The following is a 14,639-nucleotide window of genomic DNA, read 5'->3' as shown; positions in this document are numbered from 1 at the left end:
TATCGCGGGTTCGTAGCCAGTCACTTTTTCATCTTCCACGGTTCAAGTCGTTGTATTCTCCATTACAAATCCAGTTAGGGACAGTATCAATACAGGGAAGTTATTTTTGGCGAAATCCTTACCTCGGAGACCATCCGGAGGCATCAATCTAAAGGTTTACATAATGGGAAGGTCAAGCAAAATTAAGGCTTAACTATGATCGCTAGATGAATAATCTGCTCGGATCGTCGCCAGATCAACTACTGAACACCAGATTCAAAGCCTGGCGGGGGATTTAATCAGCGCTGCCCTAGGGAACAAGGCCGTAACGGCGCCAAGCAAAAGTATGGCAACAAGATTGACGTGTGTCATGTTCATTTGTTTGTTGCGCCACGTAGAGCAAAGCGAAGCTTTTTGCCCGTCCGTTTGACTGCCATGTTAGGCATCGTCTTTTCTCATCATGCGCTTTAGAATTGGTAGTCGGTAAGCCGACGTCCTCGATTTCGCTGACGCTGCATTGAGGCTGCAAGACTCTCGGTGCTATGTCTCCGATTTCCAAAAAGACAATGCGCTCCGCGAGCTCCCATTAAGCCAACGCCAATTCGACCAAGTTCACACAATTTCAGCTAGCCCTGCGATAATGGCCGGCCTGTCAATAACCCCTTTGTTTTCGTGTCCCCCAAACTCAACCCCCAACAACTCGCTGCCGTTAAAACCATCGATCATCCCTTGTTGGTGCTGGCCGGTGCCGGTAGCGGCAAGACGCGGGTGATTACCGAGAAGATCGCTTATCTGGTTCAACAGGGCACGCCGGCGCGGTATATCGCGGCGGTGACTTTTACCAACAAGGCGGCGCGGGAAATGAAGAGCCGGGTCGGCAGGCTGATTGATGACAAAGCCAGTCGCGGCTTGCGGGTATCGACTTTTCATTCCCTGGGCTTGGATATTCTGCGCAAGGAACACAAAGCCCTGGGCTACAAAGCGGCGATTACCTTGTTCGATGAACAAGACCGGCTGACCTTGCTGCGGAACTTGATCAGCCACGGGGTCGGCGGCTGCGACATTGATAATGTGGAGCAGTACAACTGGCAAATCGGCCAGTGGAAAAACGCCTTTGTCACGCCTATCCAGGCATTGAGCCAAGCCGATGCCAACAGCTTGCCGGCGGCGCTGCTTTACGAGGCCTTCACCCGCAGCTTAAAGGCCTATAACGCCACCGATTTTGACGATTTAATATTATTGCCGGTACTGCTGTTTCAACAACATCCCGACGTTTTGGAGAAATGGCAGAACAAGATTCGCTACCTGCTGGTGGACGAATACCAGGACACCAACATTACCCAATACCAATTGGTCAAGCTATTGGCGGGTAATCTGGGCCGCTTTACCGTGGTGGGTGACGACGACCAATCCATCTATGCCTGGCGCGGCGCGCAACCGGAAAATCTCAGCCAGTTGCAAAAAGATTACAGCCGCTTGCAAGTTATCAAGCTGGAACAAAATTACCGTTCCGCCGGGCGGATTTTGAAAGTAGCCAATCAGTTGATCGCCAATAATCCGCATGCGTTCGAGAAAAAACTCTGGAGCGAGTTGGGCTACGGCGACCCGCTCCGGGTGCTGAGCCATAAAAACGACGTGGCCGAAGCCAAGCAAGTCACGGCCGAAATTGTGCATCATCGCTTCAAGACCGGTGGCAGCTACGGCGATTACGCCATTCTGTATCGCGGCAATCACCAGTCACGCTTGTTCGAGAAGGAATTACGGGAGAACAACGTGCCCTATTTCATCAGCGGCAGTGCCTCGTTTTTTTCGTATGCCGAAATCAAGGATGTGTTGGCGTACCTGCGTTTGCTGGTTAATCGCGATGATGATGCGGCGTTTTTGCGGGTGATCAACACCCCGCGCCGGGAGATTGGACCGACCACGCTGGAAAAGCTGGGAGCTTACGCCAACGAGCGGCATATCAGTCTTTTTGCAGCCTGCAACGAGTTAGGCCTGCAACAACGGCTGCCGGAAAAGTCGGTACAACGCTTGAGCAAGTTTTGCGATTGGTTGAAAGAGACGGCGATCAAGGTCGAGCGTGAGGATACCTTTGTCGTGATCAACCGGATGATAGACGAGATCAACTATTCGGCTTGGTTACAGGAAAACAGCAAAACCCCCGCTTCGGCCGAGCGGAAACTGAAAAATGTGTATGAGTTAATCGAATGGCTGCAGCGTATCGCCACCAAGGAGCAAGGCAGTGAACAGTCGCTGGCCGATGTGATTGCCAAGGTGATGTTGCTGGATATTCTGGACCGCAATCAAGAAGACGAAGCCGGCGACCAGGTCAGCTTGATGACCTTGCATGCCGCCAAGGGGCTGGAGTTTCCGCATGTGTTTTTGATCGGCATGGAGGAAAACCTGCTGCCGCATCAGAACAGCATCGAAACTGACAATATCGAAGAAGAGCGGCGTTTGGCGTATGTGGGCATCACCCGCGCCCAGCAGACCTTGACTTTTAGCTATTGCACGCACCGCAAGCGTTTTGGTGACTTGACCGAGTGCGAACCCAGCCGGTTTTTAAACGAGTTGCCGGAAGAAGATTTGGAGTGGGCCAACAAAAAACAGTTGCCGCCGGAAGAAATTAAACAGCGCGGCAAGGCCAGCCTGGCCGCGCTGAAAACGATGCTGAATTGAGTTTATTGCAATACCACGAAAAAGCCTTCGCCGCCGCGTTGCAGATTGACTAACAGCGGTGCATTGGGATTGACCACCTGCTTGATCTCATCCAGATTTCTGACCCGGTAGCGGTTGGCGGTGACGATGATGTCACCGGGCCGCAAGCCGGTTTTCCAGGCTTTGGAGTTTTGTTCGACTTTTTCTATCATCACCCCTTCCACTTGATCCTTGGGGGTCACGCCCAGCACCGCGCCGCTTAAAGTCGGATGCAGTTTACTGCCGTCCAGCTCCGGCCGTTTCGGCTTGCCGATGGTGGCTTGCAGCGACTTGCGTTCCTCGCCGCGCATGATCTCCAGGTTTGCAGTGTCGCCGATTTGCAACAGACCCACCGCATTGCGAATTTGCGCGCTGCCGCCTTTTACGTCCTGGCCGTTGATAGCCAGAATAATATCCCCAGGCTCCAGGCCGGCCTTTTCGGCGGGCGATCCGGCCTCCACGCGGCTGACGACCGCGCCATGCTGGCTTTTCAGGGCAAAGGCTTTAACCAGTTCCGGCGTCAAGTCTTGCGTGGTCACACCCAGCAAACCGCGGCGCACTTCGCCGTGTTGCACCAAGGATTCCATCAAGCGAACCGCCATATTCGACGGAATCGCAAAACCGATGCCGACATTGCCACCGGTAGGCGCGAGGATTGCGGTGTTCATGCCGACAAATTCGCCGCGTAAATTCACCAAGGCACCGCCCGAGTTACCGGGGTTGATCGAGGCATCGGTCTGAATAAAATCTTCGTAACCTTCAATGCCCAAGCCGGAGCGGCCCAGCGCGCTGACGATGCCGGAGGTGACGGTCTGGCCCAAGCCGAACGGGTTGCCGATGGCAACCACGAAATCGCCGACTTTCAGTTGGTTGGAGTCGGCAATTTTCAAGGCACTCAGGTTGTCGGCGGGGATTTGGATCACCGCCACGTCGGCTTCCGGATCGGTGCCCAATAGTTTGGCGTTGAGCTGCCGGCCGTCGCTAAGGGTAACGGTGATTTTGTCCGCTTTGTCGATGACATGATTATTGGTCAACACATAGCCTTGATCTTTATCGATAATCACGCCGGAGCCCAAGCTGTTTTTTTGCTGTTGCCGCTGGTTTTTGGGGATGTTGAAAAAACGCCGAAACATCGGATCGTTCATTAACGGATTTTCCTGTACCCGCACATTGGTGGAGGTGGAGATATTCACTACGGCCGGCATACTTTGCTCCAGCATCGGCGCCAGGGACGGCAAAGGTGCGCCGTCGACTTGTCCGGGCAATTCTGCGCTGGCTCGCCAGCTGCTCAGGCCAAACAAGATAATCAGGAATAGTTTGTTCATGTTCGTCATGGTTTTTGCATTCCAGGCAGTTAAGTTGCCAGCATGGACTCGCTGGGCGGGAAAATGTTTCACTGAGAGTTTACTTAATAATCGACTATCATAGATTAAGTTTTCTTGTTGGTTTCCCTTCACTTTTTATTCGCGACGAATACGTGGCTGTCGACATCCATTCCGCTGAAGGCCGTGTGATTCGGCAATTAATTCCGCTATCCACCTTGCCCTTCAGTAAATTTGAGGCGCTGTGCGCACAAATCAAGGTCGAGGATGCGGAAGAAGGCCAATTTTTGTTCAAATGCGGGGATGAACCTAACGATCTGGTGTATTTGATCGATGGCAGCGTGACCTTACAGACCGATCTGTTAAAGATCGAAACGATCAAGTCCGATAGCCCCTCGGCGCGCTTTGCGCTGGCGCATCAAATCCCCAGGAAAGTGCATGCCGTTGCCAATAGCCGAATTCGTTTTTTGCGTTTGAATGCTGATATGATGAAATCGGTTCAAGATGTCCCGTATGAAGAAGCAGAGAGTTTTATGGTAGCTGAAGAGGTGGAGGATAATGACGACTGGATGACGACATTGTTGAAGTCGCCGGTATTTCGAGCGTTGCCTCCGGCTAATTTGCAAAAAATTTTGATGGGCATGGAGGAAGTGCGCGTGAATGCAGGCACTGTCATTGTCAATCAAGGTGAGCAGGGCGACTTTTACTACATCATCAAACGAGGGCAATGCTTGGTGAGCAGGAAACCTGCGCCCAACGCCAAGGAGATTAAGCTGGCGCAACTCAGCGATCAGGATACTTTTGGTGAGGATGCATTGATTTCAGGCGAGCCTCGCAACGTTACGGTCAGTGCGTTGACGGATGTTTGCCTGTTGCGATTGGGTAAGGAGCAGTTTCTGAACTTGATCAAACAGCCGACGCTTAAATATATCAGCTATAAAGACGCTCAAGACTTGGTGACCAAGGGTGCGGATTTGATCGATGTGCGCGAGCCCGATGAATACAAGCCAAAGCATTTGCCGTTCAGCATCAATCTGCCGTTTTTTTCCTTGCGCATGCAGCTAAAAACCTTGAATAGGCAGCATCCCATCGTCGTGGTTTGCCAGAACGGCAAGATTAGCGAAACGGCGGCTTTTATCCTGATGCGGCACAAATTCAATGCGCTGATTTTAAGCGGCGGTATCGACAGCATTAACCCGGACGAACTGAAAGCACCTTCATCGTTTCCGATCGACGACGGCATTGAGACCAGTAATTTTAGAGGGAGCAGCGGCGAGAGCGAGACGAGTCACTCGTTCACCGAGCAATCCTCAATACAAGATGATATGGAGCGTTTGCGGCGTTTTCTGCAGCAACTTAAAACCAAATATAATATTTTGGAAGCCGAGAAGAAAGCTTTGGAGATGAAATATTTGGCACTTGCCAAATTTACGGAATCGCTGAAAGCCGAGCTGGAAGCGATGAAGAAAGCCGGTGGCGGTGGCTAGTCGGAAAAAACCCTGCTACTAGCCCGCCAACGCCTGAAAGCGGATCAATAAAACGCTGTTTATTTGATCTTGGCTTCTTTGTACATCACATGCTTACGAACCACGGGATCAAATTTTTTGATCTCCATTTTTTCAGGCATGGTTTTTTTGTTTTTGGTGGTGGTGTAGAAATGGCCGGTGCCTTCGCTAGATACCAATTTGATTTTGTCGCGCATTGTCAGTCTCCTTAATATTGTTCGCCGCGTTTACGCATATCGGCCAGAACAGCATCGATGCCGTTTTTGTCGATGATACGCATACCTTTGGAAGATACTCTCAAACGAACCCAACGGTTTTCGCTTTCAACCCAAAATCTGTGGTGATGCAGATTAGGCGTAAAACGTCTTTTGGTTCTGTTCATCGCGTGTGAAACGTTGTGCCCTGTTACTGGGCGTTTACCTGTTACTTGGCATACTCTGGACATGACTACCTCAATGCGAGCTTTTAATTCAAAATAGCCGCGCTTTATAACAAAAAAACTTTTGTTGGTAAACAACAGCCTGCAAAATAAATTTGATAAAATCGGTTTTATTTCCCCTCGCTTCGGAATTTACAGGACTTTAATGGCTATTAAACTCGGCATGGTCATGGACCCCATCGGCCAGATCAATATTAAAAAGGACACCAGTTTCGCGATGTTGCTGGAAGCCCAGGCACGCGGCTGGGAATTACATTACATGGAACTGTCCGACCTTTACATGCGCAACGGCGACGCTTATGCCCGTTCCCGCGTGCTGGAAGTCGAACGCGATGACAAGCAGTGGCATAGGTTTCTCGGTGAGCAGCAAATAGCCTTGTCCGAATTGGACGCGATCATCATGCGTAAGGATCCGCCCTTTAATCAGGAATATATCTACGCCACGTATATGCTGGAACAGGCGGAGCGCCAGGGTGTTTACGTGGTCAACAAGCCGCAATCGCTACGCGATGCCAACGAAAAAATGTTCACCGCCTGGTTTCCGCAATGCTGCACCGATACCTTGGTCGCCAGGGATCCACAAAAAATTCGCGGCTTTCTGCAAGAGCACAAGGAAATCATCCTGAAGCCCTTGGACGGCATGGGCGGCGCTTCGATCTTTTACGTCAAAGAACACGACCCCAATCTCAGCGTGATCCTGGAAACCATGACCCAACACGGCAGCAGTTACATCATGGCGCAAAAATATCTGCCTGCCGTGAAAGACGGCGACAAACGGATCTTGGTGGTCAATGGCGAACCGGTGCCTTATTGTCTGGCACGGATTCCGGCCAGCGGCGAAAGCCGGGGCAATCTGGCAGCCGGCGGACGCGGCGAAGGCCGGCCATTGAGTGACCGTGATCGCTGGATTGCCGAACAGGTCGGGCCAACCCTGCGCGAAAAAGGCCTGATATTTGTCGGCCTGGATGTCATCGGCGACTATCTGACCGAAGTCAACGTCACCAGCCCAACCTGCGTGCAGGAGCTGGATAAACAGTTCGGCATTAATATCAGCGCTCAGTTAATGGACCACATCGCCGCTCAATGCCAGGCCTGATATGTACGCGCCGGACTTAACTCCCACGCCGTTGTCGCAAAGTGATTCGCTGCTAACGGCGTTGTTTGTAGCGGCGGTACTGCATGTGATCGTGTTGTTGGGCGTTAATTTCACCGCACCGCAGCCACCTAAGATCAACCGCTCGATTGAAATCACCGTGGCCCATGCTCCGGTGAAAAAGGCGCCCAAGGATGCGAAACATCTGGCAACGGAGCATCAAATAGGTGCCGGCGAGGAAACCCGCAAACCGGAGCCGCCGCAGCAAAAAATAGCCACTCAGGAACAATCGATCAGTCCGCCGGCAAAGAAAGTCTTGCCGCATCCGGTGGTTACACAAGTTAAACCGGTCGCCGAGAGACTGCTTACCCAAGCCAAAGCGCCGGTTAAGGTGGTGACGGAACCCGATCAACCGCTAGAATTACCGGAAGCTGTTGAAGTTCCGGAGTCCGCCCCCAAATTATCCCCGGAAGCGCTTCAGCAACAAATCGCCCAACTCGGCGAGCGCATCAGAAATACCCAACAAAGCGCGCAAGATACTAAGATTAAATTCGTCAACGCGGTTAGCACGCACAAGTATCTCGCGGCGCAATATGTCAAGGATTGGGAGGACAAGGTTGAGCGCACCGGCAATCTGAATTATCCTGAGGCGGCGCGCAAAAAAGGCGTTTCGCAATCCTTGACCATGGACGTGGGGATTAACGCCGACGGCAGCATTTACAGCATGCGGATTGTCCGGTCATCCGGCAATTCCGCACTGGACGACGCCGCGAAACGGATTGTGAAGATGAGTGCGCCCTTTGCCGCTTTACCCGATGATTTGTTGAGAGAAGTGAACGTTTTGGTGATTACCAGGGTCTGGAAATTCTCAGACGAAACCGGCATGACTGCCCGCTAGCCCATACAGCACTCCAATGACAGACGTTACTTATTTAAATAACCAGTTTTTGATTGCGATGCCCGGCTTAGCCGACCCGCATTTTTTTCACACGGTGACATACCTGTGCCAGCACAACGAAGAAGGTGCGCTCGGCATTGTCATCAACCGACCGACCGGCATGAAATTACGCGACATTTTCGAGCAAATGGGGATTAAAACCAAGCTGGAAAATGTATTGGAAACCCCGGTGTTTGCCGGCGGCCCGGTACAGCAGGAACGCGGCTTTGTCATTCACGATGCCTGTGAACAACGCTGGGATTCCAGTATCAGTACCGCCGAGAATATTACGCTGACCAGCTCTCGCGACATTCTCGAGGCCATTGCCGAAGGTAAAGGCCCCAACCACTATTTGATCGCCTTAGGTTACGCCGGCTGGGGTAGCGGCCAACTAGAAAAAGAAATGGTCGAAAACGCCTGGCTGAACACGCCATGCGGTGAAGAGATACTCTACGAAACGCCGATTAGCCAGCGCTGGAATGCGGCGGCGGGACAATTAGGTATCGACATTAATCGCCTGACCACGCCGGCAGGTCATGGTTAAGCTCGATCCGCTGGCGGCAAAATTCAGCAGCGATGCGTATTTAGGGTTTGATTTCGGCAACAAAAAAATTGGGGTCGCGGTGGGACATGCCGATACCGGCATTGCCAGTCCGCTGCAAACCATCCAATCGCTTAATCAAGTGCCGGACTGGCATAAAATCGGTCAGCTGATCGCCGAATGGCGGCCCATAGGTTTGGTGGTCGGCATTTCTCGACAGAACGATGGTTCGGATAATGTGATTACCCCGCGCATGCAAAAATTCTGTCGGCAGCTGAATGGTCGTTACAATCTACCGGTGCACCAAATCGACGAAACACTGACCACGTTCGCCGCTAAACAAATGCTGTACGACGACTTGAAGGTTAGCGCTACTAAATTATGGGCCGTGCAAGATCAACTGGCCGCACAGATCATTCTGCAAAGCTGGTTTGATCAGTAAAAAGACGAAAACGGTTTTACGCCCATGCAGCCTTATTATCCCGTCGCTTTCAGCTTTTTCCCGAATTTCATAACAATAACAAGATTCCCCCTGTAACCGTCATGCCCATCACCACGCTGAATATCGATAACCTGCTCGACACTCTGGAAGCCGCGATTCGCCGGCAGATTAGCGAGCGTAACTTGCATAATCCTTTGCTAATCGGCATACACAGCGGTGGCGCCTGGATCGCACGGCATATGCATCAGCGTTTGGGTTTGAGCGAACCCTTGGGCATGCTGGACATCACCTTTTATCGCGACGATTTTTCGCAAATCGGCATGCATCCCAAGGTCAAAACCAGCCAATTGCCGCCGCATCTGGAAGGCCGCGACATCATTCTGATCGATGATGTGTTTTACACCGGCCGCACCATCCGTGCCGCGTTGAACGAGATTTTCGATTACGGCCGCCCCAATCAAGTAGTACTGGCGGTATTGATAGAGCGCAACGGCCGGCAGATTCCCTTGCAACCGGACTGTTACGGTATCCGCATCGATCTGGCCGGCGATCAACGTATCAAACTGACCGGTCCTGATCCACTGGGCATCGAGATCCAATCCCCGCAAGTGGTGGCGGCATGACCCGACACATCCAGCTTACCGAACAAGGCAAGCTCAAGCATTTTCTGACGATCGAAGGCCTGGATAAGGAGCTGCTGACTGAAATTCTGGATACCGCCGAATCATTTGCCGGCATGTCGGAACATCAAGTCAAAAAAGTGCCGTTGCTGCGCGGCAAAACCATCGTCAACCTGTTTTTCGAAAACAGCACCCGCACCCGCACCACTTTCGAGCTGGCGGCCACCCGGCTGTCGGCGGACGTGCTGAGCATGAACATCGCCACGTCCGCCACTTCCAAGGGTGAGAGTCTGCTGGATACCATTCACAACCTGGAAGCGATGCACGTGGACATGTTCGTGGTTCGCCATGCCCTGAGCGGGGCGGCGCATTTTATCGCTCAACACACCGCCCCGCATATCAGCGTGATCAACGCCGGTGACGGCCAGCACGCCCATCCTACCCAGGCGATGCTGGATATGTTCACCATCCGCCAACATAAAAAACAATTCGAAGGCCTGAAAGTCGCCATCGTTGGCGACATCTTGCATTCGCGGGTGGCGCGTTCGCAAATCTTGGCTTTGAACACATTGGGCGTTGCCGAAGTGCGGGTAATAGCTCCCAAAACGCTGTTACCGGCGCAAGTCAAAACTATGGGCGTGATACCCATGCATGACATGGACGAGGGCCTGGATGATGTGGATGTGGTCATCATGCTGCGTTTGCAAAAAGAACGCATGAATTCGGCGTTTTTGCCTAGCGAAAGCGAGTTTTTCCGCTGTTTTGGTTTGACCGAAGCCAAGCTTAAACGCGCCAAAGCCGATGCCATTGTGATGCATCCCGGACCGATCAATCGGGGTGTGGAAATTGCCTCCAGCGTCGCCGACGGCCCGCAATCGGTGATCTTGCAGCAAGTCAGCAATGGCGTGGCTGTGCGGATGGCGATTATGTCGATGGCGATGCACAGTCAGGGAGGTGCGGCATGACAAAAATACAGGACAGGATTTTTGCACCGCCTACGGCGGCCCGTAAGGGTGACGCACAGGGAGGTGCGTCATGACCAAGATTTTGATTAATAACGGCCGCGTCATCGATCCGGCCAATAACGTCGATACCATCGGTCCAGTTTGTATTGCTGACGGCAAAATTGTCTCGGTGTTGGAGCAATCCGCCGATTTCATGCCCGAGCAAATAATCGACGCCAGCGGTCAGATCGTTTGCCCCGGCTTCGTCGACCTGAGCGTGCGCTTGCGCGAACCCGGTTATACCCAAAAAGGCAATATCCTCAGCGAAACCCGTGCGGCTCTGAGCGCCGGCGTAACCTCTCTTTGCCTGCCGCCAGATACCAAGCCCTGCATCGATAGCCCAGCGGTGGTCGAGTTCATCAAGGACAAAGCGGAAAAGGCCGACTACCCGCAAATCTATAGCATCGGTGCATTGACGCAGCGCTTGGCGGGCAGCGAACTCAGTGCGATGTTCGCGTTGAAACAGGCCGGCTGCATTGCCGTCAGCAACGCCAGCGAGCCGCTCGGCAATTTATTGATATTACGGCGGGCGATGGAATATGCCGCCACCCACGATTTATTATTGATGTATCGCGCCAATGAACCCGCCCTGTCCGGCAAGGGCTGCGCGCACGAGGGTGCGGTGGCCAGCTGCTACGGTTTACCTGGCATCCCGGAGGCGGCCGAATCGATTGCGTTGGCCCAATGCCTGGAGTTGGCGGAGTTGACCGGCTGTCGGGTGCATATTAGTCAAATCAGCTGCAAACAATCGGTGATCAAATTGCAGCAGGCCAAGAAATACGGCCTAAACGTCACGGCCGACGTGGCGATTCACCAACTGCATCTGACCGAAGACAATATCACCCCATTCGACAGCAACTACCATGTATTGCCGCCGCTACGTAGCGCCATCGACCGCCAATATCTGCGCGAGGGCCTGGTTAACGGCACCATAGACGCGATATGCTCGGATCACCAACCCCACGACCTGGATGCCAAACTCGGCGCCTTTCCGGAAACCGAAGCGGGCGTGGCTGCACTGGAAACCCTGTTGCCATTGACGCTGGCACTGACCCAACAACATCGCATCGGTTTGTCGCAAGCCATCGCCAATCTAACCTGCAAACCTGCACACATTTTAGGCCTGGCTAGCGGCACATTAACGCCGGGTTCTGCGGCCGATGTGTGTATTTTCGATCCGCAAGCCAATTGGCCGGTTAATCGCGACAACTGGCTTAGCGCCGGTTGCAATACGCCGTATTGGCAGCAGACCTTGACCGGGCGCGTGACCCATACTTTGCTGGCCGGTAAGCTGGCGTATCGCTTGGTTGAGCTGCCGTGAACAGGTTATTTCGTCCCATTGCCATTAGCACAGCGTGCTCATTTAAGGAATAAATCATGAGTTGCATCAAAAATCGCCGCACTGACGGCTCGACCTCGTCCAGCATCATCGACGACCTGAAAGGCGATCAATCCTGGCGGATTTTTCGCATCATCAGCGAGTTTACCGAGGGCTTCGACGAACTGTCCGGTTTGTGCGACGCGATTTCGATTTTCGGTTCCGCCCGCTTGCCGCCCGAGCATTTTTATTATCAAAAAACTGTGGAACTGGCGGAAATGCTCAGCAAGGAAGGCTTTGCCGTGATCAGCGGCGGTGGGCCCGGCGTGATGGAGGCCGCCAACAAAGGTGCGATTTTGCATGATCAACCGTCTATCGGCTTGAACATCGAATTGCCGATGGAGCAAACCCCCAACCCGTACCAGAATATTTCGCTGAATTTTCGTTATTTTTTCGTGCGCAAAGTGATGTTCGTGCGCTACTCGATCGGTTACGTGTGTATGCCGGGCGGTTTCGGCACGCTGGATGAGTTTTTCGAAGCCTTGACCTTGATGCAAACCCACAAGATTTATCCGATTCCATTGGTACTGTTCGGCAGCGATTTCTGGAGCGGCCTGATGGATTGGATGAAAGCCAAGATGATGGAATACGGCACCATTTCCGCGGAAGATTTAAAGCTGATTACCGTCACCGACGATCCGCAAGAAGTGGTCGACATTATGGTCGCGCATCGCGAGTGGAAAGATTTGCAGCGTAAAAATTAGACATAGCGCAACTTTCAGGACTCAACTCGGTCACAACCTCGTTAAACATAAGGATTTTTTATACACATGACTGCGACAAGTCTTAGCCCCAGCCAAGCCGCCTTACAAAATCTCAAAACTCACATCAATACGCAGATCATCGGCCAGGAAGTGCTGGTTGAAAGGATGTTGATTGCCCTGCTGGCCGATGGTCATTTGCTGGTGGAAGGCGCACCGGGTCTAGCGAAAACCCGCGCCATCAACGTACTCAGCCAAGGCATAGAAGCCGATTTCCATCGGGTGCAATTTACCCCGGACTTGTTACCGGCTGATTTGACCGGCACCGAGATTTACCGGCCGCAGCAAGGTAGTTTCGAATTCCAAAAAGGCCCGCTGTTTCATAACTTGATCCTGGCTGACGAAATCAACCGCGCACCGGCTAAAGTCCAGGCCGCCTTGCTGGAAGCCATGGCCGAGCGCCAGATCACGGTCGGCAAGGCCACTTATCCGCTGCCGCCCTTGTTCATGGTCATGGCCACGCAAAACCCGATCGAGCAGGAAGGCACCTACCCCTTGCCGGAAGCGCAACTCGACCGGTTTCTGCTACATGTCAAAATCGACTATCCCAATGCCGAACACGAGCAAGCCATACTGCATCTGGCTCGTGCCGAGGCCAAGGGCGCACTGCAAAACCAGGACAGCGCATCGCCTAAAGTGAGCCAGCAAGCCTTATTCGCCGCGCGCGGCGAAGTGTTGGATTTGTATCTCGCCGACAGCTTGGAGCAATATCTGCTGCAAATCGTGCTGGCGACCCGTAATCCCGGCGCTTATGGTCAGGATTTGGCCGGCTGGATTCAATACGGCGCCAGCCCGCGCGCCAGCATTGCCCTGGACCGCTGCGCGCGCGCCAAGGCCTGGCTGCAACAACGCGATTTTGTTGATCCCGGCGACATTCAAGATATGGCTTACGATGTGCTGCGCCACCGCCTGATTCTGTCCTACGAGGCTGAAGCCGAGGGCATTAGCAGCGATTATGTGATCAAAGAATTGATAGCCAGAATTGCCGTACCCTAATGATTAAATCGCCAGCGACCGACAATCCCCGGGTTACGGTCACTCTCAAAGCTTTGGTGGACCTGGCCAAGCCGGCCGGCATGCTTAGTCTGGGGCACGCCAATATCCGCGCCGCGCAAAGCGGTAATTATCTGTCGCATCTGAAGGGCCGCGGTATGGCCTTCGACGAAACCCGGCTCTACCAACCCGGCGATGACGTGCGGCGCATCGACTGGCGCGTGACGGCCCGCACCGATAAGCCCCACAGCAAGATTTACAAGGAAGAACGGGAAAGGCCCATGTTCATTGCTGTGGATTACCGCGCCACCATGGCTTTTGCCACGCGCGGCGTGTTCAAATCCGTGCAGGCTGCCCGCTTGGCCGGTTTGCTGGCTTGGGCTGCACTGAAGCAAGGCGACCGCATCGGCGGGCAGATTTTCAGTGATGACGGTTGCCAGGAAGTAAAACCGCAAACCGGCAAACCGGCGCTGTTACGCTTCTTAAACGCCCTGGTCAATCCGGATTACAACGGTGCGGCTGTCGTCAACCTGGCGCAGCCTCTGGCCAGATTGCTGCATCATGCCCGGCCCGGCAGCCGGGTGTATATTCTCAGCGATTTTCGCGGGATGAATAGCGCGGCCGAAAATCATCTGGCCAATCTGGCCCGGCATTGCGAGGTGGTGTTGGTACACATCGCCGATCCGCTGGAAAGCAGTTTACCGACCCAAGGCCGCTACCGCTTTACCGACGGCTGGCGCGAAGTGCTGTTCGATAGTGGTGACAAACAGCGCCTGCAAGCTTATCGGCAGCGCTTCCAGGACCGGCAGGCGTATCTGCAAAAGCTGGCCAATAAGCTGCGTCTCACCTTGATACCCTGCACGACTCAGCAAATGCCTTTGGACGCATTGAACGGCACCCGCGCGCGTCCGGCGGCCTAAGACCTTCT

The 14,639-nt window shown here is 53.4% G+C and carries 15 protein-coding genes; 12 read left to right on the top strand and 3 right to left on the bottom strand.

The annotated features are described in order from the left end of the window. The first annotated feature begins 651 nt into the window (after positions 1-651). Entirely contained in the window at positions 652-2,658 is a 2,007-nt protein-coding gene (gene rep / locus QLH52_RS20635; protein ID WP_319962795.1) for a DNA helicase Rep, read from the top strand. A 2-nt stretch (positions 2,659-2,660) separates the two neighbouring features. Here rep and QLH52_RS20630 read toward each other — a convergent pair whose 3' ends face one another. Beyond that, entirely contained in the window at positions 2,661-4,001 is a 1,341-nt protein-coding gene (locus QLH52_RS20630) for a DegQ family serine endoprotease (RefSeq protein ID WP_319962794.1), read from the bottom strand. Positions 4,002-4,153: 152 nt separating this feature from the next. Here QLH52_RS20630 and QLH52_RS20625 point away from each other — a divergent pair, with 152 nt between their 5' ends. Beyond that, positions 4,154-5,485 (top strand): cyclic nucleotide-binding domain-containing protein, encoded by a 1,332-nt coding sequence (locus QLH52_RS20625; RefSeq protein ID WP_171697047.1) that lies wholly within the window; start codon positions 4,154-4,156, stop codon positions 5,483-5,485. A 59-nt stretch (positions 5,486-5,544) separates the two neighbouring features. On the opposite strand, the gene rpmG is transcribed toward QLH52_RS20625, so the two are convergent. Continuing rightward, positions 5,545-5,700 carry a 50S ribosomal protein L33 gene (gene rpmG, locus QLH52_RS20620; protein WP_013816853.1) on the bottom strand — a complete coding sequence of 52 codons (156 nt, stop codon included), beginning with the start codon at positions 5,698-5,700 and terminating at the stop codon, positions 5,545-5,547. An 11-nt stretch (positions 5,701-5,711) separates the two neighbouring features. Then, positions 5,712-5,948 (bottom strand): 50S ribosomal protein L28, encoded by a 237-nt coding sequence (gene rpmB / locus QLH52_RS20615; RefSeq protein ID WP_033157675.1) that lies wholly within the window; start codon positions 5,946-5,948, stop codon positions 5,712-5,714. Between the two features lie 139 nt (positions 5,949-6,087). Between rpmB and gshB the strand changes: the two genes are divergently transcribed. From gshB to QLH52_RS20565, 10 genes are all read left to right on the top strand, one after another. After that, positions 6,088-7,038, top strand: a complete 951-nt coding sequence (gene gshB, locus QLH52_RS20610; RefSeq protein ID WP_319962793.1) for a glutathione synthase — start codon at positions 6,088-6,090, stop codon at positions 7,036-7,038. Position 7,039: 1 nt separating this feature from the next. After that, the gene (locus tag QLH52_RS20605) at positions 7,040-7,933 is read left to right on the top strand and encodes an energy transducer TonB (RefSeq protein WP_319962792.1); all 894 of its coding nucleotides are present in this window, start codon (positions 7,040-7,042) and stop codon (positions 7,931-7,933) included. A 16-nt stretch (positions 7,934-7,949) separates the two neighbouring features. Continuing rightward, on the top strand, positions 7,950-8,516 hold the full coding sequence (locus QLH52_RS20600; RefSeq protein WP_033157602.1) for a YqgE/AlgH family protein: 567 nt from the start codon (positions 7,950-7,952) through the stop codon (positions 8,514-8,516). Further along, on the top strand, positions 8,509-8,955 hold the full coding sequence (gene ruvX, locus QLH52_RS20595) for a Holliday junction resolvase RuvX (protein ID WP_051670127.1): 447 nt from the start codon (positions 8,509-8,511) through the stop codon (positions 8,953-8,955). The genes QLH52_RS20600 and ruvX overlap by 8 nt, the downstream gene beginning before the upstream one ends. A gap of 101 nt (positions 8,956-9,056) precedes the next feature. Beyond that, positions 9,057-9,578, top strand: coding sequence for a bifunctional pyr operon transcriptional regulator/uracil phosphoribosyltransferase PyrR (gene pyrR / locus QLH52_RS20590; RefSeq protein WP_033157601.1), 522 nt, complete (start codon positions 9,057-9,059; stop codon positions 9,576-9,578). Continuing rightward, positions 9,575-10,540, top strand: a complete 966-nt coding sequence (locus QLH52_RS20585) for an aspartate carbamoyltransferase catalytic subunit (protein WP_033157600.1) — start codon at positions 9,575-9,577, stop codon at positions 10,538-10,540. Before pyrR ends, QLH52_RS20585 begins: the two co-directional genes overlap by 4 nt. Positions 10,541-10,610: 70 nt before the next feature. Beyond that, positions 10,611-11,900, top strand: a complete 1,290-nt coding sequence (locus QLH52_RS20580; protein WP_319962791.1) for a dihydroorotase — start codon at positions 10,611-10,613, stop codon at positions 11,898-11,900. Between the two features lie 56 nt (positions 11,901-11,956). Next, positions 11,957-12,661 carry an LOG family protein gene (locus QLH52_RS20575; protein WP_171697055.1) on the top strand — a complete coding sequence of 235 codons (705 nt, stop codon included), beginning with the start codon at positions 11,957-11,959 and terminating at the stop codon, positions 12,659-12,661. 66 nt (positions 12,662-12,727) lie between these two features. Next, positions 12,728-13,714, top strand: coding sequence for an AAA family ATPase (locus tag QLH52_RS20570; RefSeq protein WP_319962790.1), 987 nt, complete (start codon positions 12,728-12,730; stop codon positions 13,712-13,714). Further along, positions 13,714-14,631, top strand: coding sequence for a DUF58 domain-containing protein (locus tag QLH52_RS20565; protein WP_319962789.1), 918 nt, complete (start codon positions 13,714-13,716; stop codon positions 14,629-14,631). The genes QLH52_RS20570 and QLH52_RS20565 overlap by 1 nt, the downstream gene beginning before the upstream one ends. Positions 14,632-14,639 lie beyond the last annotated feature (8 nt).

Origin of the sequence: Methylomonas defluvii, assembly GCF_033949435.1 — a bacterium.
Lineage (GTDB): Bacteria > Pseudomonadota > Gammaproteobacteria > Methylococcales > Methylomonadaceae > Methylomonas > Methylomonas defluvii.
Note: the sequence above shows the minus strand (reverse complement) of the source record. Positions and strands in the feature narration are given on the sequence as shown.